Genomic DNA, 23,460 nt, shown 5'->3' on the forward strand with positions numbered 1-23,460 from the left:
TGAGATCGTCAGCTATTGTTTTTAACTCTTTTACTTGTGTAAATCTCGGGGAACGCATTCAGGATATTTATTTCTTGATTGGATTATTGGATATTACTATGTTAAATAGTAGGAAAATATTTCTTAGTCGGTTTTTTAGGAGAGGTGAATTCTCGTGTCTTTGTTCAAAAAAATGTTTGGAAATAAATCGGCCACTCAATCAGATTGTGACACGTTATCCAGGAAGGAGGTTGCGGCCGCCGGGGATAGGCGTTTTTATAAAGAAAACTTGGCAAAGCCAAGCTTCTGGCGCGCGCTGAGATTTAGTTGCGACGGCCATGGAAAGCGCTTAATACCGAATATGCCACAGGATGGACGTATTTCACAGGATGCGGTGACTTCGACGTTGTGTACAGGACGTGCACGTTCTTAGTCGAAAATACGATGTCCGTTCAGTTACTTATAATTCGCTAAAATTTTATGTTTTCTTCATAGTACAAAAAAATCCACCAGATTCTGGCGGATTTTTTACTCAATTAAAACGGTTATATACGATCGATCGTCATGAAGCAACCGGCCGTGACGCACGAATAGCGAAGATGTTGATCACAATAAAGACAAGTGAAAAAGCGATCAGAGCCAGTCCGTCCAGCCACCAGCCGGCAAAGCCGGTGCCGCGGATCATAATGTTTCGCAGCGCTTCTGTCGAATAATGAATCGGCATCAGGTTGCCGATCACCTGTACCCAGCGCGGCAGCGTGTCGATCGGGAACAGCCCGGACAGGAACACTTGCGGGACAATGACGAGCGGAATGAACTGGAACATCTGCAGCTCGTTCTTCGCGGCTGTTGAAAGCAGGATGCTGAGCGAGAGCGCGCTGAAGGAAAGAATAAAGACGATAATCAGCACATCCACCAGACTGCCGATGTCATAGATTTTAAGAACATAGACGAGATAACAGGTCAGGATGAACGATTGGACAATGACGAACAGACCAAAGCCGATCATGTAGCCCCAGATGATCTGATAGTTTTTTATCGGCGAAGCCATCAGGCGGTCGAGTGTGCCGGTTGTTCGCTCACGCAGGAAGGATACCCCGCCGATCATGAAAATAAACAAGAAGACAAAGATACCGACCATTGCCGGTCCGAATGCATCGAAGGTGTTCAGGTTGCTGTTACCGTGCAAATAGGAGACATCAAGTGACACTTTTTCCGGTGCCTGCATTTTTGTGGGTTGCCCGTGTTTAGGCACCTGCTGTTGTATGGTTGCCAATGCAGAAGGCGCATAGCGCTGTATCGCGATCATCATCTGTTTCATGGTTTTCTGCTGCGACTGAATAGCACTCTGCTGGTTCTGAATTACATTTTTTAGCTGAGTCTGGACTTTTGCTATACTGATTTGTTGTACTTTTTGCATTGATTTCTGGATTTTGTTCATTGCGAGTCCGTTGCGGGACGGATCGCTGCCCTCAAGATGCACTTTGACCGGATTTTTCAGATCGACATAAGCATCAAGTGTTTTATCGGACAGCGCCTGATGCGCTTCGAGAGGGCTCATCCGCTGATAGTCCGCCGCTTTGAACGCCGGCAGCAGGTCGGAGTTCTCATAATTAATGACTGCGAGGTGCGGTTCGGAAGTTTTGGCTCCAAAAATATACCAAACGAGTGTCAAAATCAGAAGTGGTGCCACGATCAGTAGTGCAAGCGTTCGTTTGTCCCGCAAAATCTGGCGGATGATCCGCCGGGCCATGGCAAATAAATTGCTCATCGCTTCCCACTCTCCTTCACCAGAAAAACGTCTTCTACGGTTTCTACACCGTACTGCTCAGTCAGATCTTTCGGCGCACCTTCGGCAATCAGGTGCCCGTCGCTCAGCAGCCCGACCCGGTCGCACTGGGCCACTTCATCCATCACATGGGTGGTGACAATAATGGTGGCGCCCTTGCTTCTTAGAAAATGGAAAAGTGTCCAGATGTCGCGGCGGATCAAAGGATCGAGCCCGACAGTCGGTTCGTCAAGCAGATAAAGCCGCGGTTCGTGGACGAGCGCCGTGGCCAGCGACAAACGCCGCTTCATGCCGCCGGAAAACTGAGCGACTCCTTTTTTCAGATCTTTATCCAGCCCGACGTTTTTTGCAACCTCCAGAATGCGCTGTTTCTTGGCTCTGCCGCGAAGGCCCTGGATTGATGCGAAAAACTCCAGGTTCTGATAGGCGCTCAGCTCATTGTAGAGCGCGTCGGACTGGGCCATATAGCCGAGCGAGCGGAAGGCGTTCAGCGTCGGAGTCTGTTCGAACAGTTCAACGGTTCCGCCGTCCGCTTTTTCAAGTCCAAGCAGTATTTTAACTAAAGTGGTTTTTCCGGCGCCGGACGGCCCGATTAATCCGTAGATTTCCCCTTCACCCAGTGTCAGAGACACGTCGTCAAGCACAACCTGCTTTTTAAAATGTTTGTAAAGGTGTTCCCCTTTGATTGGGTAGGTCACGGTCATCACATCCTTAAAGGATAGTTATTGGACACTGTGTTCATCAATTATGATAGAATGATCATAATAAATGTGCAATATCCAATCATGCACAAAGTGATCATTTATAGACATTTATGCTGATTCTGTCATTTATTATTTCAGCCTGATCCCTTTTTTGGATCAGGGGGAGGGTATTTATATGAATTCCAATACGATGGATCTTCGTGTGGTGAAGACCCGGGCTGCCATCCAGTCCCATTTTCTAGATTTGCTGCTCCGGAAAAATTTTAATGAAATTACGGTTAAAGATATCGCCAAAGCCGCAAATATCGGTCGCGGCACCTTTTATCTGCACTATGTAGACAAGTTCGATTTGCTGGATAAGGTTATGGAAGAAGGTCTGTCGGCGACAGTTGATCGCTTTCAACCTCAAAGTTGTTTTGAAGACGGGAAATTAGTCCCCAGCAGACTTATCGGCCTTGTCCTGACTATATTTGAACATTTCAGGAAAAATGAACGATTCTTCCGGGCGATGCTGTTTAATGAAGGAATTCCGAATTTTCGCAGACGGATGCAGCAGCGTTTTTTGAGAAGGTTCTACATAGAAATTGGTAATATGACGCCGGTAGCTGTCGGTGCCGATCCGATCACCATGGAAATTCTGCCGATCTTCATCACATCGGGTATGCTCGGTCTGGTTGGCTGGTGGTTTCAGAACAACATGCGCATCTCGGAAAAAGATATGGCACGCAAAGTTTTTCAGGTGATGGCCAAAGGTCCGATCCAAACCCTGGGGTTTAATGTAGAAAATAAAAAGTGAATGAAGTATACCCTTTTTTTGTATAACTCTGTGATTTCGGTTCGACTTTCTCGTAACTCGGTCCGATTTTAACCGGATTCGGTTCGAGAAAGATACATCAGTCTAACATTAGAAATTCGAGCGGATATTTTTTCCGTTTCGATTCAAGTCGCATCATTGGACAATTGAAGAATCACCCGCTTCGGATGATTTTTCCCGCGGTTAGGTTGAAATTTTGATTTTTGGTTGAGCTTTTTCACGGATTAGGCTGAAATAATTTGCTATTTGCTAATTCCTATCTTTAGCTCAATTTTCCCGAGCCGTGAGCGATGCAGTAAACGATCCCATGATTTCTGATCCCCACTTCAGCGTGAATGCATCGCCTTCAGATACACTTCCGACACCAGCGGGGGTTCCCGTGAATAAAATGTCGCCTTTATCCAGGCCGTAATGCGTACCGCAGAAGTCTAACAGCGCCTGCGTATCGAAAATCATCTGGTCAATGTTGCCGTTCTGGACTTGGACCCCGTTAATTTCCAGTGAAAAATTAGTTTGGTTGCAAGTTTTAATTCCCTGAAAACCGGTAAACGGTGTCAGCACAGCCGAATTCAGGAAACCCTTGGCGGCAAGCCACGGGTACCCTTTTTCCTTTAGCACACTCTGTACATCGCGCAGCGTAAAATCAACGCCGAGCGCCATCCCGTCAATCAGCTCGTCGGCACTGAGGCCACGCGCGTATCTGCGGCCAATGTGAATCACCCATTCTGTTTCGTAGTGCACAGCCCCCTGATCACCTGGAAGGACAACCGTACGTCCGTCTGCCGGAGCAACGGCATGAGTTGGTTTGAAAAAAAACATCGGCGATTCCGGGACAACGTTATTCAGTTCCTTTGCATGAAGCGCGTAATTCCTTCCGACGCAAAAAATATTCCGGATTTCTGTCAAAGCAAAGCACGTCCTCTCTGAAATTAAAGAACCCCGGGTAACTTTTTCGCTCGGGGATTAAAGAGTTTATTTCGGTTGCTTATCCATGGATCAGCTGTCTCTTATAAGCACTATGATCGGTTGGGCCGGTATACTCATTCAGTGAGAATGATTCGCGGATTCCGGCGGTCACGAAAGCCTTGGCCACTTTGACTGCTTCGAGGACCGATTTACCCTTGGCAAGGCCGGCTGTGACGGCTGCTGCATACGTACAACCGGCGCCATGGATATTTGGTGTATTAACTTTTTCACTGGCGATGATTTCAAAATTTTTCCCATCATACAGGACATCAATCGCTTTGTCGGTGTCAGGAAGGCGGCTGCCACCCTTAATGAGCGCGTGCTTCGCGCCAAGCGCCACAATTTTTACGGCTGCTTCTTTCATTTGATCAATAGTTGTGATCCTGGACGTTCCGGCAAGCTTTGCTGCTTCGTATAGATTCGGTGTGGTCACGAGCGCCTTGGGAAGCAGCAGTTCGCGGATTGCCGCCGTATTTTCCGGCTGCAATTCCGGCTGCAGTTCTTCCTCCGCCCCCTTGCAGACCATGACCGGATCAATGACCGCAGCTTTCAGGTTATTTTTCTCAATGGTTTCCGCCGCGATGCGGATAATTTCGGGAGATCCGAGCATGCCTGTTTTCATGGCATCGATGCCGATCCCGGCCACGATCGTATCCAGCTGTTTCCTCAGAAGGTCCGGATCAAGCATTGTAACCGAGTGGGACCAGTTGTGGAATGGGTCCATGGTGACGATGCAGGTCAGTGCAGTCATTCCATACACACCGAGTTCCTGAAATGTTTTCAGATCTGCCTGCATACCCGCGCCGCCACTCGCGTCGGATCCAGCAATAGTCATTGCTTTATAATGTCCGGTCATATAAATGCCTCCATAATAGAGCCTGTTCGAGAAAAAGTGACGCATGAGAAACGCCAACGGAGAGAATCACCGCTGATCATTCGGCGACTTTTCGAACGCCCTCTAAAATAAATAACTTTCTTTTCACTCATTATAGTGAGAATACTGTAAAAAAGCTATTCAGAGCATGATGCTCGCTTTTTTTAGGCACAATAGAGTAACTTGGAAATAGGGAGGGATTGACATGACACATAAGACGGAAAAAGCGACATTTGCCGGCGGCTGTTTCTGGTGTATGGTGCATCCTTTTGATGAAGAGCCGGGCATTCTCGGTGTGGTGTCCGGTTATACAGGCGGAACTACTGTAAATCCGACTTATGAGCAGGTTTGTTCCGGAAAGACCGGACATGTGGAAGCCGTGGAAATCACTTTTGATCCGGAGATCTTTTCCTATCAGAAACTGCTTGGTCTCTATTGGCAGCAGATTGATCCGACCGACTCGGGCGGGCAGTTTCATGATCGCGGTTCCTCATACCGGACAGCCATTTTCTATCACGGGGAGCAGCAAAGAAAGCAGGCGCAGGAATCCAAAGAGGCACTTGAAAGCAGCGGTCGATTTAACAAACCTGTCGTGACGGAAATTGTGCCTGCGGGAACCTTTTATCCTGCGGAAAAGGATCATCAGGATTATTATCGAAAAAATCCGCTCCATTACCGTCTGTATCGTCAAGGATCCGGGCGGGATGATTATATCCGTAAGCACTGGCAGGTGAAGAAGGATGAAAACGAACTGCGCCGGAAACTGACTCCTCTCCAATATCACGTTACTCAGGAAAAAGGCACAGAGTCCCCGTTTGAAAATGCATACTGGAATAACCGGGAAAAAGGCATCTACGTGGACATCGTTTCCGGAGAACCTCTGTTTTCGACCAATGACCAGTATGACGCAGGCTGCGGTTGGCCGAGTTTTACCCGGCCTCTAAGTGAAGGACGTCTGACAGCTGCAGCAGACGGCAGCCATGGAATGGTCCGGACAGAAGTACACAGCCAATTCGGCGACTCTCACCTGGGCCATGTTTTTGAAGACGGTCCGGATCCCGATGGTCTGCGCTACTGCATTAATTCGGCTGCACTTCGCTTCATCCCGGAAAAAAATCTCGAAACGGAGGGGTATGGTGAATACAAAGGTCTTTTTATTTGAAGATTCAAGGTGCCCCGCATGAGCGCGGTTTTTTTTATCGGTATCTGCAGGGCTGTAGTTCCCCGGGAATTTATTTGTAATTTTTATAAATTTATTATAAATGGTAAAAAAAATTGAGGAACAAACCGATAAATATAATGAACTATGGACATATAATTTTTATTATTTTTTGCTGCAGAGAGATGGTGCACAATGATGTTTCTGACTCCTGAGACACTCCCGATAATTGCGGCAGCTGCGGCAGCAATTCTTTGCATTGTATCGCTGTGGATTTTTCTTTATATCAGAGCCTGGCGCTCCAAAGAAGACAGGCAGGAGATGATCCGACAGCTGGCAGATGAATTGTCTGAAGGAGCATTTATACTAAAAAATGATAGATTTATATACGTGAATTCCAGTTTATGTACTTTGATGGGATACACGCCCAGCCTGTTCAGAAAAATGAAATGGCAGGATATTGCTTCAATTCAAAATTCTGAAAAAACAGCGGATACGCTGAGACAGATCGGGGAAGGGCAAGAGAAAGACTTTTCCGGCAAATTAATTGGTGTTAAAAGCGATGGTTCAAAAATTCTTTTAGATGTAGCGTTACACAGGCTGAAAAGCAGTCCTGTGAGCGACGGCATTTTATACGCGGGAACGGTAAGCGTCGGTGTTAAGCCGGTCAGTCATACGGCTATAACGGACAATGGGGAAGAGCAGACTGCTGATGCACTGACCCAGCTTCCTGGAAACATTGCTCTGCGCAACCAGATGCTTCATGAGATACTGGATGGAGGGGCCCTCTCTTTCGCTTTGGTATTTGTCGATGTGGACAGTCTAAACCGGGTGAATGATACGATTGGGCGCGAAGCGGGAGACCAGCTCCTGATTGCGGCTGCAAAACGGCTGCGGGCCTGCGAAGGCGACCGTGTTTATCGTTATAAAGGTGACGAATACGCCATTCTCCTGAGAGATGTGTCGCGTGAGGAGGTTGTTCAGCATATTGAGCGGATCATCCGGGAATTTGCGGAACCATTGCAGCTGTATGGCATGCCCTGGTATGAATCAGTGACAATGGGTGCCAGCTTTTACCCGGATGATGCAGATAACGGGAATCAGATCATTGAGTGTACGAAAGCGGCGATCCATTATGCCAAAAAAGTCAGCAAAGGCAAATATCAGATCTTCAACCCGAGCATTGGCCGGAGGCTCAAGAGCCAACTCGAACTTGAAATGGATTTGCGCCATGCGCTGAGCCGCGGGGAGATCACGATGTATTATCAGCCGCAAGTGGACTTGAGTACGGGTACGCTGGTTGGGACGGAAGCTCTGATGCGCTGGATACATCCACAGCGCGGTGTGATCTCGCCCGGGGTGTTTATTCCTCTGGCAGAAGAAATTGGCGTGATTAAAGAAATCGGAGAATGGGCGCTGAAAACAGCGTGCAGGCAGACCAAACAATGGAACGAGAGAGGCTGTTCATTTCGAGTATCAGTGAATCTGTCTCCCAAGCAGCTGTTTCAAGATAACTTGATTGAAATGGTTCGGTCGATTCTTCAGAAAAGCGGGCTTGCAGCAGAATACCTGCAGTTGGAAATTACCGAGACTGCGAATGCCGATCTGGTCATGATGGCAAAGAAATTAAGCGAAATTCGAAAACTCGGAATCGGCATCAGTATCGACGACTTCGGGACCGGATATAACTCAATGAACTATCTTAAGGAACTCCCGCTGACTCAGCTGAAGATTGACCAGTCTTTTATCCGTAAAGACTATGATAATCGTCACAACATGGCGCTAATCCGCACTATTGTGGCACTTGCCGATGAACTGAAGCTTCAGGTTGTTGCCGAAGGCGTGGAAACCCATGAACATATCCGTTTTCTGAAAACGGTACGCTGCGATCTGGCACAAGGTTACCTGTTCGGGCGCCCGATGTCTGCCGCGAACTTACTGGGACAGTTGCCGGCTATTAATGAACAAATTAACCAGATGGTACTCAGCGGCGTATAACTGTATAAAAAAACAAATTTTTTAAAAAGTTTGTCTGCTCAAAAACACAAAATGGTGTTAGGATAAAAGAAACAGGGAAAAACGCGAATTTAGTACATAGATGATTGGTAGATGAAATGATGAGCGCGATTCAGGAGGCGGTTTTTATGAAGAAAATAATTCCGGCAGCACTTGCCGGAGGATTCTTTCTTTCGGTGACCGGTCAGGAAGCTCTTGCGGCAACTGGCCAGGAGGTTGTTAACCAGGCCGATAAGTTCCAGGGTGCCCAATATGTTTATGGAGCCCCCGCGTTTTCAACGACTGAATTTGACTGTTCTTCTTTTACACAGATGATTTATCAGGAAGCGGCGGGAATAACACTTCCAAGGACTGCGGCGGAGCAGGCAACGAAGGGTGTTGAAGTCAGCAGAAGCGGTTTGCAGCCCGGGGATCTGTTGTTTTTTGATACGAACCTCGATGGAAGCATTAATCATGTCGGCATTTACATCGGCAACGGTCAGATGATCAGTTCTGAGCTGACTTATGGTGTGCACATTACGAATGTTTTCAGTGGCGGAGGGGCACAAAGTTACTGGGAACCGCGATTCGTTACAGCCCGGCGGGTGATTAACCAATCGTCAGCCGCCGTCCAGCCGGTCCAGGTAAGCAACCAGCCGGTTTCTCAGTCGCTGGCATCGGTTTATACGGTGAAGAGCGGTGACAGCCTGTGGGCAATTGCTCAGAGCCACGGTGTGTCAGTCGCCGCGATTAAGGCAGCCAACGGTCTCGGGTCCAACATGATTTATCCAGGGCAGAAACTGAAACTTTCTGCCGCAGCCCAGGGTACGGCGTCGGTAAGTGTGTCAGCTGCCGCTGTGCAGCCAGCAGCGACGGTCAGCAATTCGCCTTCTTCAGCGACGGGTACGGTTTATACGGTGAAGAGCGGCGACAACTTGTGGGCGATCGCCCAAAGCCACAATACATCGGTAAATGCGCTCAAAAATGTGAACAGTCTGAAGTCAGACATGATCTATCCGGGACAAAAACTGAAGTTATCCGGTTCGGCATCTGCCTCGATTCCTGTTGAAGCTAAGGCCGTTGTAAAAACAGGCGCTCCGCAATCATCGTCTGATGGCGGCAGCTATCATGTTGAAGGCGGCGACAGTCTGTGGGCGATTGCGACACTGCATGGTATTACCGTCAACAAGCTGATGCGGGCGAATCATCTTTCTTCTACATTGATTTATCCGGGTCAGAATTTGGTTATACCAGTATAAATGAATGTTTTGAATCAGCCATTAATCTATAAAAAATATGTGGAGAAGTCGTTTAAAAGCGGCTTCTTTTTCTTATTCATAAATATATTAAGCTTAGAGATTGTAATTTCGACTAATCCCCCAAATGTAAACGCTTCATATTTTAAACTGAATCCTCTATAATTAAAATGTGTTGAATATGTGAAACAAATGAGCCTTTTTTATGAATTATTGAGATTAAACATATTAATTAGGAAGTTTGTTAAATTAATCATAGCAAATACTTATAAACTAAGTTAATATATAAAGTTTATGCTATAATGTGAATGTTTATTGACAAAATTGATTCCAGCACTTGTATCTTCTTTAAAAGCCTGAAGGGGGGAGAGAGACAATGAAGAAAACCTTCAAAATGAAAAGAGCGGCACTGCTGCTGCCGTTACTTGCTTTGCTAGCCGGCTGCTCAGATAAGATTGTCGTGCTGAATCCGCAGGGACCGGTAGCCCGCGAACAATATCATCTGATTGTTTGGTCGTTGATTATGATGAGCCTGGTTTTAGCGATTGTCCTCATTATTTTTATCTATGTACTTGTAAGATTCGGCCGCAAAAGAAACGCGGGTTATGATCCGAATGACACAGGCAATCGCAAGCTCGAAGTAGTCTGGCTGATCGTGCCGGTTCTGATCTGTATTCTGCTTGCCGTGCCGACGGTCAGGACGCTGTTCGCGCTGAACCAGCCTCCGAAGGCGACGGCGGCTGCTCCGGCAGCATTGAATGGCAGTAAAACTTTGACCATTGATGTGACTTCAGTTCAGTGGAAGTGGCTGTTCCGTTACCCGGATCAGAAAATTGAAACTGTTAATTATGTCGTCATTCCGGCAGGTACGCCGGTCAAATTTCAACTACATGCTTATGACGCGATGAACGCTTTCTGGGTACCGCAACTTGGCGGTCAGCAGTATACGATGACCGATATGCCCATGAAACTCTGGCTGCAGGCTGATAAACCGGGAAATTACGAAGGCAGAAGTTCGAATTATTCGGGCCGTGATTTTGCTCAGATGACGTTTACTGTTAAGGCGCAGTCGGCAAGCGATTTTGACAGCTGGGTCAGCAGTGTGAAAAATTATAAACCTGCTCTGACGCACGTGAAATATATGCAGTTACTGGAACCAGGCACAGTGAAGCCTGAGACGTTTTCATCCTATGCAGATATTGTCGGGAGAGATCTGAATAAGGCACAGATGGATGCGCTGATGTCGGGCAAACCGGTGAATACAGATTCAATGCCCGGCATGAATATGGATAACGGCGGGAAGGGGGGCCAGAAATAATGATGAATTCGATAACAACTTTTCTCGGGCATTTCTTTGTCACGGGCGATCCGATGATTTATGGCGCGGATGCTTCGATCGCTCTGGCTTCAATTGCTATCGTGGCTGTCCTGACATATTTTAAAAAGTGGAAATGGCTGTGGAACGAATGGCTGACTACGGTCGATCACAAGAAAATTGGCATTATGTATATCCTTGCCGCCCTGTTAATGCTTTTCAGAGGCGGGGTTGATGCGCTAATGATGCGCACGCAGCTGGCACTGCCAAATATGCACTTTTTGGACGCGGAACACTATAATCAGGTTTTTACGACACACGGTACAATCATGATTATTTTTGCCGCTATGCCATTTATTTTCGGCCTGATGAATATTGCCGTGCCGCTACAGATCGGCGCGCGCGATGTCGCTTTTCCTTTTTTGAACGCGGTAAGTTTCTGGCTTTTCTTTGCCGGAGCGATGTTATTCAACCTGTCATTTGTCATCGGCGGTTCACCGGATGCCGGTTGGTCCGGCTATGCACCCTATGCGGGTATTGAACTTAATCCCGGGGTCGGACAGAATTATTACGTACTTGCCGTACAGATTTCAGGCATTGGGTCACTGGCCACAGGAATCAACTTCCTTGTGACCATCCTGAAAATGCGCGCACCAGGCATGAAGCTTTTTAAAATGCCGATGTTCAGCTGGTCGATTCTGATCACATCGGTCATTATCATCTTTGCCTTTCCGGCCTTTACAGTGGCGCTTGCCCTGATGACGATCGATCGCCTGTTCGGCGCCCACTTTTTCACGATTGCGAGCGGTGGTTCGCCGATGCTCTGGGCGAACCTGTTCTGGTTCTGGGGGCATCCGGAAGTTTATATTGTGCTGCTGCCGGTTTTCGGTATTTTCTCGGATGTTATTGCCACTTTTTCACATAAAACGCTGTTTGGGTATGCGGTGATGGTCTGGTCGATGATCGCTATCTCATTCCTGAGCTTCATCACCTGGCTGCATCACTTTTTTACAATGGGCAACACAGCGCCGGTCAATGCTTTCTTCTCAATATCGACGATGCTGATCGCGATTCCGACCGGTGTGAAAATATTCAACTGGCTGTTCACTCTGAACAAAGGGCGAATCGAGTTTACCACGCCGATGCTCTGGGCACTCGCGTTTATTCCTAATTTTACCATTGGCGGCGTTACCGGTGTCATGCTGGCGATGGCACCAGCTGATTACCAGTATCACAACAGTTATTTTCTTGTTGCGCACTTCCACAGTACATTGATTGCCGGTACAGTGTTTGGTATTTTCTGCGGGTTGCATTACTGGTGGCCGAAAATGTTCGGCTATCTGCTTGATGAAAAAAAGGGCAAATGGGCATTCTGGGTATTTATGATATCCTTTAACGTTTGCTTTATGCCAATGTACTTCCTTGGCCTGATGGGAATGACGCGTCGCATGTATACTTATCCAGCCGGGCTTGGCTGGGGGCCAATAAACTTCATTATGACGATCGGTGCATTCGGTATGGGCGCTGGCTTCCTGATCATGGCCTGGAACATCGTGTCCAGTGCAATTAAAGGGAAACGGGATACGACGGGCGATCCGTGGGACGGTCGCACACTTGAGTGGTCGATCGCTTCACCGGCACCAGAATACAATTTTGCTCATATTCCGACCGTTTCGACACGGGATGCTTTTGAAGCGAAGAAAGAAGAAAAACGGAAAGGTAAAGCGAAACCTCTGCCGCCGTTCAAACCGATCAAAATGCCGAATAACTCAGGCATTCCGGTTATCATGTCGGCCTTTATGTTTATTGCCGGATTTGGCTTTGTTTTCTGGTGGTTCTGGATGGCGATTCCTGGGCTGATTGGTGTCGCGGCCTGCCTGATCGCGCGTTCATTTGTCTACGATGATGAACACGACATACCTGTTGAAGAAATTGAGCGGACGGAACGCGCTGCGGGGAGGTTATCATAATGGCGGAATCACCGCTGAGTTTAGATGCAAAAAGCAGAAAAAATATGCCCTTGGAATATACAACCGAAGAAGGAGACCTCCGCATTGTCGGATTCTGGCTGTTCCTTGCAGCTGAGCTCGTGCTTTTCGGCACACTGTTCGGATCGTACCTTGTTTTGAAGAGCCATACTGGAGGAGGGCCGACTGCCAAAGATCTGTTTGAAGTCGGTCCTGTTATGGCGGAAACACTCGTTCTGCTGGTCAGCAGTTTTACGTGCGGACTCAGTACACTGGAACTTCGGCGTCATAACACTAAGGGGCTGATCTTCTGGCTGACTGTAACCATTATTCTCGGGCTTGTCTTTGTCGGGCTTGAAGCTAATGAATTTTATACGTATGCAGCCCACAGAGGCGCCACACTTCAGACGAGCGCGTTTCTCTCAGGATTTTTTGTCCTGTTGGGCACGCACGGTTGCCACGTATCATTGGGTATTATCTGGATCGCCGGTATATTGATTCAATTAGCCAGACGCGGCATTACGCCGGTAACGGCACGGAAAGCCTTTATCGTTGGGCTGTACTGGCATTTTCTTGATGTGGTCTGGATCTTCATCTTTACCGCAGTATATTTGACAGGGTGGGTGATGTAACATGCATGAAAATGAAAATCAAATTGGTGAACAGGAACACGCGGGTTTCCCATGGAAACAGGTCATCGGACTGCTGCTCTCCCTTGCATTGACTTTTCTGGCTCTGTGGATTGCAGTCGGCCACCTTTTGCCCGTACAGCCAACGATTGCGATCATTGTCGCTCTTGCCATTTTTCAGGCGTTCATTCAGCTGTTCATGTTTATGCACGTGACCGAAGGGACGGAGCCAATTCATCAGATTCTGGGTATCGTTTTCGGCATTTACGTCGCTTTTGCGGTTGTCGGTGGGACGCTGTGGATTCTGGCTTATCAGCTGTAATACAAGCAACCTGTTTAAAACGTTTGAAATAGATGACATGTAAAGTTCGGAGCCGCTAAATAAAAGGCGGCTCTTTTTTCTGCTCTACAAATTTTAGGCGTCACAGACTGTAATGCTTGATGCCTTTGCCCTCAGGGAGTTATATCAATGGATTTAGAAACATTATCAATGAAAAGAATTCAAATCGTTTATCAATGGAAATGAGGAGGATATCAATGAAGCTGAAACTTTTGCTCCCAATTAAAATGCGTACAGCACTTTATAAGAGCGAATTTAGATTAAAATTCGATGGAAATACAAAATAGATTGCTCAGTACTTTTATTAAGTTCGAAAACGATCGGTCATTTTTTTTAATAGACCGGTCCATTTTGCCAAACCAAAGTAGGCAGATGCTCCGGCAAGGACACAAATGACGATCACAATAACGGCGGAACTTCTGCTATGGGGAACGCGGCCCCCGGACAAGTAGAAGATGATGTTTATAATGAGCACCATGACTGCAGTATACACGATAATATGCATCAGCTGTTTTCCGAGGAGTGAAAACCGGTAACCGGTTGCTTTTTTTATTGCAATAATGTTAATGAGAATGCACAGAACGTAGCCAATATCTGTTGCCAAAATAGGGCCGATGATGCCGAAAGTCCTCATGAAAGTCGGATTAAGCAGTATTTTTACAACAATCCCGGCACCCAGGCTGATTAGAGTCACCTTTTGATGATTGATACCTTGAAGGATAGAAGCAGTAACCTGAAAGAGTGCAAATAGGACGGCGGAGGGCGCATACCAAGTGAGGATCTGTCCTCCAATTTGTAATTCCGCTGGCTTCAGAGTGAAAAAACTATGGATCATATATCCCAGAGAAGAAAGTCCGATTGAGGCAGGAATGGTTAAAAATAATACGAGCTCAAACGCCTGGGTAATTTTATGATGAACATCGTCAATGTCTCCTTTTGAATAAGAAGTAATGATTGCGGGTATAGCACTGGACGCAAGAGATATGGCTAGAACCACAGGTATCAAAACCATCTTCTGATCATTCATGGTTAAGTCTGCGTTAATTACTTTTATTATTTTTTGGCTGTATTCAAAGTAATGGTAGGCCATCAGCTGATCGGTCAGCTGATACAACTCCATCGCAAGGCCAACTGCTACAAAGGGAAAAGCATAAGTAACGAGTTCCTTGTACATCGTCCTATAAGGCATTTTGTAACGTCTGTCCACTGTATTTTGCTGTATTTTCTGCAGATAAGGGCGCCTGACAACCCAGTAATGCAGCATGACGTACAGGCCGGCAACTGAACCGACAAAAGCGGCAAAAGTGGCAATTGCCGCTGCCGTCAGAACGGTGCCGTTAAAGACTTTGATGGTCAGGAACGAGCCAATTAAAATAAAAGCAACTCTGAAAATCTGCTCTGCGACTTGTGAAACGGCCGACGGTCCCATCGACTGAAAACCCTGAAAATAACCGCGTATCAAACTCATCACTGGAACAACAAGGATAGCGATACTGACGACACGTATCATAAGCACAACCTGCGGATAAAAACTAGTGCTAAATCCATATAGAGAAGTGAGCGCCGGTGCGCCCAAAAACATTATTAGAAAGCCGATAAGCCCAGTCACAGTCATAATTACAATGCCTGATTTGAACAGGCGCTTCCCGGCCTGATAATCCCCCATCGCATTGTATTTAGATACAAATTTAGATACAGCAAGTGGAAGTCCCATCGTCGAAATGGTAAGCATGATCGCATAGGGAGTATAGGCATACTGATACAGGTTTACCCCGTCGTCACCCGTTAATGCGTGGTATGGAAACACAAATAAAATACCCAAAATTCTTGATACAAAGGCAGCAATGGTCAGGATCATTGTTCCTCTGATCATTTTTGATACAGTCATGTATGAACGCTCCTGAACAGATAGATAGTTTCACTAAAACCTTATTGTTTGCTGAGACGGTTCCGGCTCAAGGATCAAAACCGCTTTTTAAATTGTATGCTTTTTCCGACCATAAAGAAAGATAGGAAAAATAGGCGCTTGAGCTAATTCCTTTTATCATGGCCGCAAAGCGGCCCCGTGAAAAACCGATTGTGATAAGGGTGCTTTGTGGCAGATTTTGATGTATTATGATTGATAATGAAGGTTTATAACTATATAATTATAAAATTGAGAAGGTGTTTTTGCGGCAGGGACGTTAAATGGCCACAAAGACCGTATGAACCCGTATACCATGCAGACAATACGGGAAGATCGTCACTTTAATAAATGAATCCGTTCTCTTCAATTAAATATTGCAGTGAACAAATAATAAAAGGATTAGGGGTTGATCACTCATGATCTATACATGCACATTGAATCCGGCCATTGACTATTTTCTGCAGGTTGATCATTTTAAGGCCGGTGAACTGAACCACGTCAAGGCAGACAGGAAAATGCCGGGTGGAAAAGGAATCAACGTTTCAAGAGTTTTGAAACATCTCGGACTGACTTCAAAATGCTTGGGCTTTATCGGCGGTTTTACAGGTGAATTTATTACGGGCAAACTGGCTGAAGAAGGCATTGAAGCGGACTTCGTTCCGGTGGACGGCGATACACGCATCAACGTCAAGCTGAAAAGTGACACGGAAACGGAAATTAACGGTGTGGCTCCGCAAATTACCGATGCACAGCTCGATGCTCTGTTCGCGAAGCTGGCAAAGCTGACGGACAAAGACATTCTTGTCCTTTCCGGCAGTGTGCCGGCTACTCTGCCGGTCACCATTTATAAGGACATGATTGAAAAAGTAAGCGGCAGCGGAGTCAAGGTGATCGCGGATACAAGCGGTGAGGCTTTCAAAAAAGTTGTGACGGCAAAACCGTTCCTTGTGAAACCAAACCATCATGAACTGGGCGAATATTTCGGTGTGACAGTGGAATCTTTTGATGATGTGAAAAAATATGGAAAGAAACTTGTTGACGGCGGCATTGAACATGTCATCGTGTCCATGGGCGGAAAAGGCGCCATCTACATAGACAAAGATGAATACCTGTTTGCTCCGCCCGCAAAGGGTGAGTTGAAGAACTCGGTCGGTGCCGGGGATTCGCTGGTCGGCGGCTTTCTGTCAGAATATGCCGTCAACGGCAACTTCCGCCAGGCTTTCCGCAAGGGCGCAGCCTCCGGAAGCGCAACAGCTTTCTCGGTCGATCTGTGCACGAAGGAGAAAGTGGAAGAAGTGCTTCCTCAGATCACAGTAACGAATATCTGAAGATCTTTTAAAGCACCAGTCATGATCTACAGAAAAAGTCTAGCAAGACACCATAATAAAGTTTAAAAATCTTAACAGTATACAGTGTTAGTGAACCCAGGCTCCGCCGGTGTCAGCGACCCGGCTTCCGCCAGCTTTCTTTAACACCTTCTAAATGAAACAAGGGGGAGCACAAAGGCATGAAAGTCACTGACTTGTTAACAGCAGCGACTGTTAATCTGGACTTGAAGAGCACGACGAAAAGAGAGGTGCTTGATGAACTGGCGCAGACGCTGGAACGTGCGGGCAAACTAAATGACCTGGCAGCTTACCGCACGGCTATTGACAAACGTGAAAGCGAGAGCACAACAGGTATTGGAGACGGAGTCGCAATACCCCACTCGAAAACTGTCGCAGTAAAGGAAGCGGCTATCGCATTCGGGCGGTCCAAAGAAGGTGTGGATTTTCAGTCGCTGGACGGGAAACCGGCACACCTGTTTTTCATGATTGCGGCTGAGGAAGGCGCTAACGCGACTCATCTTGAGGCACTGTCGACGCTTTCCACTTTCCTGATCAAACCGGACTTCCGGGAAAAGCTGATGACTGCTACTACACCTGAAGAAATTGTTGGCCTTTTTGATGAGCAGGAAGCGGTCAGTAAAAATGTTGCTGCAGAAGAAACGCCTGCAGATAAAGAAAAAGGCTACGAGATCCTGGCTGTGACCGGCTGCCCGACAGGGATAGCCCATACGTATATGGCAGCCGACGCTCTGAAGCAAAAAGCTAAAGAAATGGGCGTCTCAATCAAGGTGCAGACGAACGGATCAACGGGGATCAAGAACAGGCTGCAGCCTGATGAAATTGAAAAAGCCAAGGGCATCATCGTTGCTGCCAGTATCAAGATCGATGTTGAGCCCTTCAGAGGGAAACCTCTGGTTCAGGCGCCTGTCACCGATGGTATTCGCAAGCCGGAGGAACTGATCCGCGAAGTGCTGGACGGCAAGGCACCGGTCTATGCCGGGGATGGCAGTGAGACGCATACCGCAGCGCAGTCCGAGGGAAAAAAGCTCGACATTTATAAAAACCTGATGAATGGTGTCACTTACATGCTGCCATTTGTTGTCGGCGGCGGGATTTTGATCGCCATCTCTTATATGATTGCTTCTTTTATGAAAATTGAACTGAAACCGGTCACTGCAGTGAGCGGCGTGCATAATTTTGCAACTTTATTGAGTTTCATCGGTCAGGGCAATGCGATGTATCTGATGATTCCGATTTTGGCCGGCTTTATCGCGATGAGCATTGCGGATCGTCCGGGGCTTGCTCCCGGGATGGTCGGCGGCCTGATGGCTCTGACAAGCAACGCCGGTTTCCTCGGCGGTCTGATTGCCGGTTTCCTTGCCGGCTATACTGTACAGCTGATCAAATGGCTGTTTAGAAAATGGCCGCAGTCTCTGGATGGATTAAAGCCAGTGCTGATTTTTCCCCTGCTCGGCATTTTTGTGACAGGCATACTGATGTTTTTAATCAATCAGCCGATCAGTCTGTTTGTTGAAGCGATGACCCACTGGCTCGGCAGCCTTGGCACCAGCAATCTTGTGCTGATCGGACTGATTCTGGGCGGCATGATGGGCATCGATCTGGGCGGCCCTTTTAATAAAATTGCCTTTACGTTCGGCATTGCGATGATCAGCGCCGGAAATTTTTACCCGCAGGCGGCCGTTATGGCCGGTGGCATGGTTCCTCCTCTTGGCATGGCTCTGGCAACGACACTGTTTGCTCATAAATTTGACCGTGCTCAGCGAGATGCCGGTAAAGTGGCTTACGTTCTCGGAGCGGCCTTTATCTCCGAGGGCGCGATTCCGTTTGGAGCCGCCGATCCGATCCGTGTCATTGTTTCGACAACGATTGGATCGGCGATTGCCGGCGGTCTGGCGCTACTGTTCCATATTGGCCTGCGTCCTCCGCATGGCGGCATTTTTGTTATTCCGCTCGTGAACGGCAATCCGCTCCTTTATGCGCTGGCCATCGTTATCGGTTCGCTGATAACCGCATTGACCTATGGAATATGGAAAAAACCTCTGGCTGAGAAACAGCCTGCTGAAGGTTGAGCCTTGTCCGGGCGTAGAATAGCCCGACAAATTGTGACAAAACCTGCAAAAAGCATTGTACTCGCTTTCAAAATGAGTGAACAGTTGCTATAATAGTTGGTGTTATGTATTCGGAGCGCATCAAAGAAGCTTGAATGACACTTTGAAAAAGCGCTTTAATAAGGTGCTGGGACTTGGAGCGCAATAAGATATCCGCATGATCTGATGAGAAAGCGATATGGAATCGTTGAAATTTTTATATTGAAGGGCTGGGTGACACAGAACAATGACGGAAAAGATTAAAGGTATTGCTGCTTCGGCAGGTATTGCTATTGCCAAAACATTTATTCTGAAGAATCCTGATCTGTCTTTTGAAAGAAAAACAGTCAGTGATAAGGAAGCAGAGAAGGCAAAACTGAATGATGCACTGGAAGTTTCAAAAAAAGAACTGACGGCGATTAAAGAGACAGCAGAGAGGGAACTTGGAAAAGACAAGGCTGAAGTCTTCGCTGCTCATCTGATGTTTCTGAGCGATCCTGAATTTGTCGGCGCGATCGGCAGCAAGATTGACGATGAAGGAATCAGTGCAGAATCCGCGCTGCAGGATGTCTCGACATTCTTTGTCCAGACATTTGAAAGCATGAAAGATAACGCCTACATGAGAGAAAGGGCTGCCGACGTCCGCGATGTTTCCAAACGCCTGCTTGCCCATCTGCTCGGCGTTTCATTTACAACACCGTCAAGTATTACTGAAGAAACAGTTGTTATTGCCGAAGACCTGACGCCTTCCGATACGGCTCAGCTGAACCGGAAATATGTCAAAGGCTTTGCAACGGACATCGGCGGCCGTACCTCCCATTCGGCGATCATGTCCCGGTCGATGGAAATTCCGGCGGTCGTGGGTACAAAAACCGTAATGGCATCGGCTAAGGAAGGCGAGATTGCCATTGTCGACGGTCTGAAGGGCGAAGTCATCCTTAATCCGACAGAAGCTGAAATTGAAGAATACAAAAGCAAGGCTGCTGCATTCAAAGAACAGCAGGAAGAATGGAAAAAGCTCGTTCATGAATCCACAAAAACTAAAGATGGCGCGCATGTTATTCTCGGCGCTAATATCGGCAATCCGGGCGACGTAACCGGTGTTGTAAACAATGGCGGCGAAGCCATTGGCCTTTACCGGACTGAATTCTTGTATATGGGGCGTGATCAACTGCCGACGGAAGACGAGCAGTTCGATGCCTATAAGGAAGTTCTTGAAAAGATGGACGGCAAGCCGGTTGTTATCCGCACGCTGGACATCGGTGGCGACAAGAAGCTGAAATATTTGCCGCTTCCTCATGAAATGAATCCCTTCCTTGGATTCCGTGCCATCCGTCTTTGTCTGGAACGCCAGGATATTTTCCGCACTCAGCTGCGCGCGCTGCTGCGGGCCAGCGTATTTGGCAAACTGCGCATCATGTTCCCGATGATTGCGACGATCAACGAACTGCGTGAAGCTAAGAAGATTCTTTTTGAAGAAAAAGATAAACTAGTTGCTGCAGGCACCGAAGTATCCGATGAGATTCAGGTCGGCATGATGATGGAAATTCCTGCTTCTGCTGTGTTGGCAGACCGTTTCGCCAAGGAAGCCGACTTCTTCAGCATCGGCACGAACGACCTGATCCAGTATACAATGGCAGCGGACCGGATGAACGAGCACGTTTCTTATCTCTATCAGCCGGTTAACCCGTCGATCCTTCGTCTCGTCAGCCGTGTCATTGATGCAGCTCACAAGGAAGGACACTGGGCCGGCATGTGCGGTGAAATGGCTGGAGATGCGACAGCCATTCCTGTACTGCTCGCACTTGGGCTCGATGAATTCAGCATGAGCGCCACTTCAATCCTGCCGGCTAGAAGCCAGCTGCTCAGACTTTCCAAAGAGGAATTGTCCAAACACAAAGAAGCTTTCCTGAATATGGATACAGCTGAAGAAGTACTTGAATATGTTAAAGAAAAAATGAACTGATTTTAAATAAAAACCGGGATGGAAATCTAACTGGATTTCCGTCCTGGTTTTTTTTGTCTAGAAAATTATTAATACCGACTTGTGGATAAAACTACCCGTTAAACGATCTATATAGCGCTTAAGGGATCGAACCATGGGCAAAAGAAACAGCGGCATTCAACAGATAGTACAAAAAAACTCCGGGAGGCCTAGCTTCCCGGAGTTTTTAACCTCAGTTCTTATTTGTGCAGTATTTGCTGAAAAACTGTTTTAACTTTCGGTGTGACGTAGTCGCTGCCGCCTAATTTCTGCGTGTTTTCGACCATCATGGTCACAAGTAATTGAGGGTTATTCGTATTGTAAGCGACGAACCAGCCGTTTTCCCGGCCGGTTGTACCTTGTGTTTGCTTGAATTCGGCTGTGCCGGTTTTCCCGGCGAGCGGAAGCCCGTTAATCCGGGCGTTGTAAGCTGTCCCGGCGGGATTGTCGACAACCTGGGCCAGATCATTGCTCAGCAGCTGAGCGGTCTCAGGAGACATCACATTCTTCTTCCACATGGTTGGGGCAGCATTTGTTTTGATTAGCCGCGGCATGATCATGCTGCCGTTATTGACAAATGCCGAATAGATCAGAGACAGATGCAGCGGATTTACAGTGACCTGTCCCTGCCCGTAACCGGAATTGGCCAGCAGCATCGCACTGTCGAGTTTTCCATTATTGGAAATGGTCGATGGCTGCATGGGATAAGGAATCGGCAGAGCCTCGCCAAACCCGAATTTTTTGCTGTCGTTGGCAAAAGTCGTACCGCCAATCTTAAGCGCAGTCTGTGCGAAATAAATATTGTCCGACCGATAGAGCGCGGATTCAAGATTGACACTGGGTGCATGATCCACTCGTGTGACATAATAATTGCCCCAGGACTTGTCCTGCTGCCATTGGGTGCCGCTGATGGCCACATTGGCATTCGGATTTATGGCCTGATGGCTCAGCGCGATGGCGGCTGTGACCGGCTTGAACGTCGATCCGGGCGCGGTTGCCTCGGTAAAGCGGTTCAGAAGCGGCTGTTTGGGATTGCTGCTCAGTTTGTTATAATCGCTGGACGACATGCCCAGCGCAAAAGCGTTCGGGTCGTACGAAGGGGCGCTGACCAGGCCGAGAATATCGCCGGTTTTCGGATCAATGGCTACGCCCGAACCGGCATCGTTTTTCAGCTGGTTGTACAAGGCATCCTGCACATTTTTGTCAATCGTCAGCTGAATGTTCTGCCCGTTTTTCGGTGCCTTTTGAGCAATCGTTTGGATTTCGTTTCCTGAAGCGTCAAGCAGATGAATCACCGCGCCGTCCTGGGCACGCAGCTGTTTTTCATAGAGCTGTTCCAGACCGGTTTTGCCAATGACAGAAGTCTCCGTGTAGCCTTGGTTTGGGTGGGCTTTAAGCAGATCTGCCGTGATCGGTCCGACGTAGCCCGTTAGATGCCCGCTGGCCTGACCGTCCGGGTAAACCCTGCTGGCGACAGTTGTTTTATAAACACCGGGCAGCTGGGTGGCCTGCTTGACCAGTCCGGGATTGGCCGCACTGATGGTTTTGATCGGGACGAGGGTGTCGGACTTAACCCAGGAAGCCTTCATGGCGGCTTCGATTTGCTGCCCGGTCACACCCAGCATTTTTGCCAGCTGGTTGATGATTTTTGTCCGGCCGGCTCCCGTGCCCAGCTGGCCGGGGACCACATCAATCTGCGCGGCAGTTCCGTCCATAGCCAGCGGGTTGCCATTGCGGTCAAGGATCTCGCCGCGTTTTGCGGGGATCGTATCGATCCGGACTTTATCTCCGGTTTTCATGCCCGGCAAAATCAGAGAAGGCTGCCAGTTAACATACCAATTTTCCTGATTCTTGGATTTCTGCTGCGTGAGCCGGATGGTCTGTGAGAAGGCGACAGGGCCGGCAGCCGTGTCCAGCGTCGCTTTGAATGGCACAGATGAAGGTTTGTTTTTATTTGGAGCGTGGACCGTTGCCGACATATTTCCAGCCTCAATCCCGCTATAAATCGTTTGATAGCGGGAAACAAAGTCGGTCTTGCTGATCGTTTTTTGCGAAGCCTGGGACAGGTAACTGTACATTTTTGAAAAGTCCTGCTTCTGCCAGGCTTTGACGTAGTCTTTGAGCCTGTCCTGCGCGGTCGGCTGCTTGCCGCCGCAGCCGGCAAGCAGGAACAGAGCAGATAAAAATAGGACAGTCAATACGGAATACTTTCGAAACTTCATTAGGACACCTCCAAAATTTCAGTGGTGAAACCTCACAATAATGCTGTGACAAGGTTGTATCACTAGATCACTTCTTTTAATTATAAGTGATTCTGGCGCATCATGTGGAAAGATGCGCTTTTTTA

At 47.7% G+C, this 23,460-nt stretch carries 17 protein-coding genes; 11 read left to right on the forward strand and 6 right to left on the reverse strand.

The window, feature by feature from the left end; translation table 11 throughout:
• Nucleotides 1-541 precede the first annotated feature (541 nt).
• Together COP04_RS03585 and COP04_RS03590 are read right to left on the reverse strand one after the other, a co-directional pair.
• A complete protein-coding gene (locus COP04_RS03585) occupies nucleotides 542-1,750 on the reverse strand; it encodes an ABC transporter permease (RefSeq protein ID WP_100486729.1) in 1,209 nt (402 codons plus the stop codon).
• Nucleotides 1,747-2,472, reverse strand: a complete 726-nt coding sequence (locus COP04_RS03590; protein WP_420852733.1) for an ABC transporter ATP-binding protein — start codon at nucleotides 2,470-2,472, stop codon at nucleotides 1,747-1,749. Before COP04_RS03590 ends, COP04_RS03585 begins: the two co-directional genes overlap by 4 nt.
• A gap of 175 nt (nucleotides 2,473-2,647) precedes the next feature.
• On the opposite strand from COP04_RS03590, the gene COP04_RS03595 reads away from it, so the two are divergent.
• The gene (locus COP04_RS03595) at nucleotides 2,648-3,268 is read left to right on the forward strand and encodes a TetR/AcrR family transcriptional regulator (protein ID WP_100486731.1); all 621 of its coding nucleotides are present in this window, start codon (nucleotides 2,648-2,650) and stop codon (nucleotides 3,266-3,268) included.
• Nucleotides 3,269-3,553: 285 nt separating this feature from the next.
• Here the strand turns inward: COP04_RS03595 and COP04_RS03600 are convergent, their stop codons facing one another.
• Both COP04_RS03600 and pdxK read right to left on the reverse strand, forming a co-directional pair.
• Nucleotides 3,554-4,192 (reverse strand): fumarylacetoacetate hydrolase family protein, encoded by a 639-nt coding sequence (locus COP04_RS03600; protein ID WP_100486732.1) that lies wholly within the window; start codon nucleotides 4,190-4,192, stop codon nucleotides 3,554-3,556.
• A 79-nt stretch (nucleotides 4,193-4,271) separates the two neighbouring features.
• A complete protein-coding gene (gene pdxK / locus COP04_RS03605; RefSeq protein ID WP_100486733.1) occupies nucleotides 4,272-5,108 on the reverse strand; it encodes a pyridoxine/pyridoxal/pyridoxamine kinase in 837 nt (278 codons plus the stop codon).
• Between the two features lie 223 nt (nucleotides 5,109-5,331).
• Here pdxK and msrA point away from each other — a divergent pair, with 223 nt between their 5' ends.
• From msrA to qoxD, 7 genes are all read left to right on the forward strand, one after another.
• On the forward strand, nucleotides 5,332-6,288 hold the full coding sequence (gene msrA / locus COP04_RS03610; RefSeq protein WP_100486734.1) for a peptide-methionine (S)-S-oxide reductase MsrA: 957 nt from the start codon (nucleotides 5,332-5,334) through the stop codon (nucleotides 6,286-6,288).
• Nucleotides 6,289-6,480: 192 nt separating this feature from the next.
• The gene (locus COP04_RS03615) at nucleotides 6,481-8,283 is read left to right on the forward strand and encodes a sensor domain-containing protein (RefSeq protein ID WP_239984750.1); all 1,803 of its coding nucleotides are present in this window, start codon (nucleotides 6,481-6,483) and stop codon (nucleotides 8,281-8,283) included.
• 146 nt (nucleotides 8,284-8,429) lie between these two features.
• Nucleotides 8,430-9,539 carry a LysM peptidoglycan-binding domain-containing protein gene (locus COP04_RS03620; RefSeq protein WP_100486735.1) on the forward strand — a complete coding sequence of 370 codons (1,110 nt, stop codon included), beginning with the start codon at nucleotides 8,430-8,432 and terminating at the stop codon, nucleotides 9,537-9,539.
• Between the two features lie 373 nt (nucleotides 9,540-9,912).
• Nucleotides 9,913-10,854 (forward strand): cytochrome aa3 quinol oxidase subunit II, encoded by a 942-nt coding sequence (qoxA, locus tag COP04_RS03625; RefSeq protein ID WP_100486736.1) that lies wholly within the window; start codon nucleotides 9,913-9,915, stop codon nucleotides 10,852-10,854.
• Between the two features lie 2 nt (nucleotides 10,855-10,856).
• Complete coding sequence (gene qoxB, locus COP04_RS03630) at nucleotides 10,857-12,821, forward strand: cytochrome aa3 quinol oxidase subunit I (protein ID WP_100489509.1); 1,965 nt, start codon at nucleotides 10,857-10,859, stop codon at nucleotides 12,819-12,821.
• The gene (gene qoxC, locus COP04_RS03635; protein ID WP_100486737.1) at nucleotides 12,821-13,450 is read left to right on the forward strand and encodes a cytochrome aa3 quinol oxidase subunit III; all 630 of its coding nucleotides are present in this window, start codon (nucleotides 12,821-12,823) and stop codon (nucleotides 13,448-13,450) included. The genes qoxB and qoxC overlap by 1 nt, the downstream gene beginning before the upstream one ends.
• Nucleotide 13,451: 1 nt before the next feature.
• A complete protein-coding gene (gene qoxD, locus COP04_RS03640; RefSeq protein ID WP_100486738.1) occupies nucleotides 13,452-13,769 on the forward strand; it encodes a cytochrome aa3 quinol oxidase subunit IV in 318 nt (105 codons plus the stop codon).
• A gap of 322 nt (nucleotides 13,770-14,091) precedes the next feature.
• On the opposite strand, the gene COP04_RS03645 is transcribed toward qoxD, so the two are convergent.
• Nucleotides 14,092-15,675, reverse strand: coding sequence for a putative polysaccharide biosynthesis protein (locus tag COP04_RS03645; protein WP_100486739.1), 1,584 nt, complete (start codon nucleotides 15,673-15,675; stop codon nucleotides 14,092-14,094).
• Nucleotides 15,676-16,109: 434 nt separating this feature from the next.
• On the opposite strand from COP04_RS03645, the gene pfkB reads away from it, so the two are divergent.
• The 3 genes from pfkB (at nucleotide 16,110) to ptsP (ending at nucleotide 21,095) form a co-directional block, all read left to right on the forward strand.
• Nucleotides 16,110-17,021, forward strand: a complete 912-nt coding sequence (gene pfkB / locus COP04_RS03650) for a 1-phosphofructokinase (RefSeq protein WP_100486740.1) — start codon at nucleotides 16,110-16,112, stop codon at nucleotides 17,019-17,021.
• A gap of 179 nt (nucleotides 17,022-17,200) precedes the next feature.
• Entirely contained in the window at nucleotides 17,201-19,111 is a 1,911-nt protein-coding gene (locus COP04_RS03655) for a PTS fructose transporter subunit IIABC (RefSeq protein WP_100486741.1), read from the forward strand.
• Between the two features lie 265 nt (nucleotides 19,112-19,376).
• Entirely contained in the window at nucleotides 19,377-21,095 is a 1,719-nt protein-coding gene (ptsP, locus tag COP04_RS03660) for a phosphoenolpyruvate--protein phosphotransferase (protein ID WP_100486742.1), read from the forward strand.
• A gap of 218 nt (nucleotides 21,096-21,313) precedes the next feature.
• Here the strand turns inward: ptsP and COP04_RS03665 are convergent, their stop codons facing one another.
• On the reverse strand, nucleotides 21,314-23,335 hold the full coding sequence (locus COP04_RS03665; RefSeq protein ID WP_100486743.1) for a penicillin-binding transpeptidase domain-containing protein: 2,022 nt from the start codon (nucleotides 23,333-23,335) through the stop codon (nucleotides 21,314-21,316).
• Nucleotides 23,336-23,460 lie beyond the last annotated feature (125 nt).

It is taken from the genome of Sporolactobacillus pectinivorans, from assembly GCF_002802965.1.
Taxonomy (GTDB): Bacteria; Bacillota; Bacilli; order Bacillales; family Sporolactobacillaceae; genus Sporolactobacillus; species Sporolactobacillus pectinivorans.

Coding starts and splice junctions, on each gene's coding strand:
- COP04_RS03645 (WP_100486739.1), bottom strand. CDS start 15,675: ATGACTGTATCAAAAATGATCAGAGGAACAATGATCCTGACCATTGCT.
- COP04_RS03615 (WP_239984750.1), top strand. CDS start 6,481: ATGATGTTTCTGACTCCTGAGACACTCCCGATAATTGCGGCAGCTGCG.
- qoxA (WP_100486736.1), top strand. CDS start 9,913: ATGAAGAAAACCTTCAAAATGAAAAGAGCGGCACTGCTGCTGCCGTTA.
- qoxB (WP_100489509.1), top strand. CDS start 10,857: ATGAATTCGATAACAACTTTTCTCGGGCATTTCTTTGTCACGGGCGAT.
- COP04_RS03595 (WP_100486731.1), top strand. CDS start 2,648: ATGAATTCCAATACGATGGATCTTCGTGTGGTGAAGACCCGGGCTGCC.
- pfkB (WP_100486740.1), top strand. CDS start 16,110: ATGATCTATACATGCACATTGAATCCGGCCATTGACTATTTTCTGCAG.
- COP04_RS03665 (WP_100486743.1), bottom strand. CDS start 23,335: ATGAAGTTTCGAAAGTATTCCGTATTGACTGTCCTATTTTTATCTGCT.
- qoxC (WP_100486737.1), top strand. CDS start 12,821: ATGGCGGAATCACCGCTGAGTTTAGATGCAAAAAGCAGAAAAAATATG.
- pdxK (WP_100486733.1), bottom strand. CDS start 5,108: ATGACCGGACATTATAAAGCAATGACTATTGCTGGATCCGACGCGAGT.
- COP04_RS03585 (WP_100486729.1), bottom strand. CDS start 1,750: ATGAGCAATTTATTTGCCATGGCCCGGCGGATCATCCGCCAGATTTTG.
- COP04_RS03590 (WP_420852733.1), bottom strand. CDS start 2,472: ATGACCGTGACCTACCCAATCAAAGGGGAACACCTTTACAAACATTTT.
- ptsP (WP_100486742.1), top strand. CDS start 19,377: ATGACGGAAAAGATTAAAGGTATTGCTGCTTCGGCAGGTATTGCTATT.
- msrA (WP_100486734.1), top strand. CDS start 5,332: ATGACACATAAGACGGAAAAAGCGACATTTGCCGGCGGCTGTTTCTGG.
- qoxD (WP_100486738.1), top strand. CDS start 13,452: ATGCATGAAAATGAAAATCAAATTGGTGAACAGGAACACGCGGGTTTC.
- COP04_RS03655 (WP_100486741.1), top strand. CDS start 17,201: ATGAAAGTCACTGACTTGTTAACAGCAGCGACTGTTAATCTGGACTTG.
- COP04_RS03620 (WP_100486735.1), top strand. CDS start 8,430: ATGAAGAAAATAATTCCGGCAGCACTTGCCGGAGGATTCTTTCTTTCG.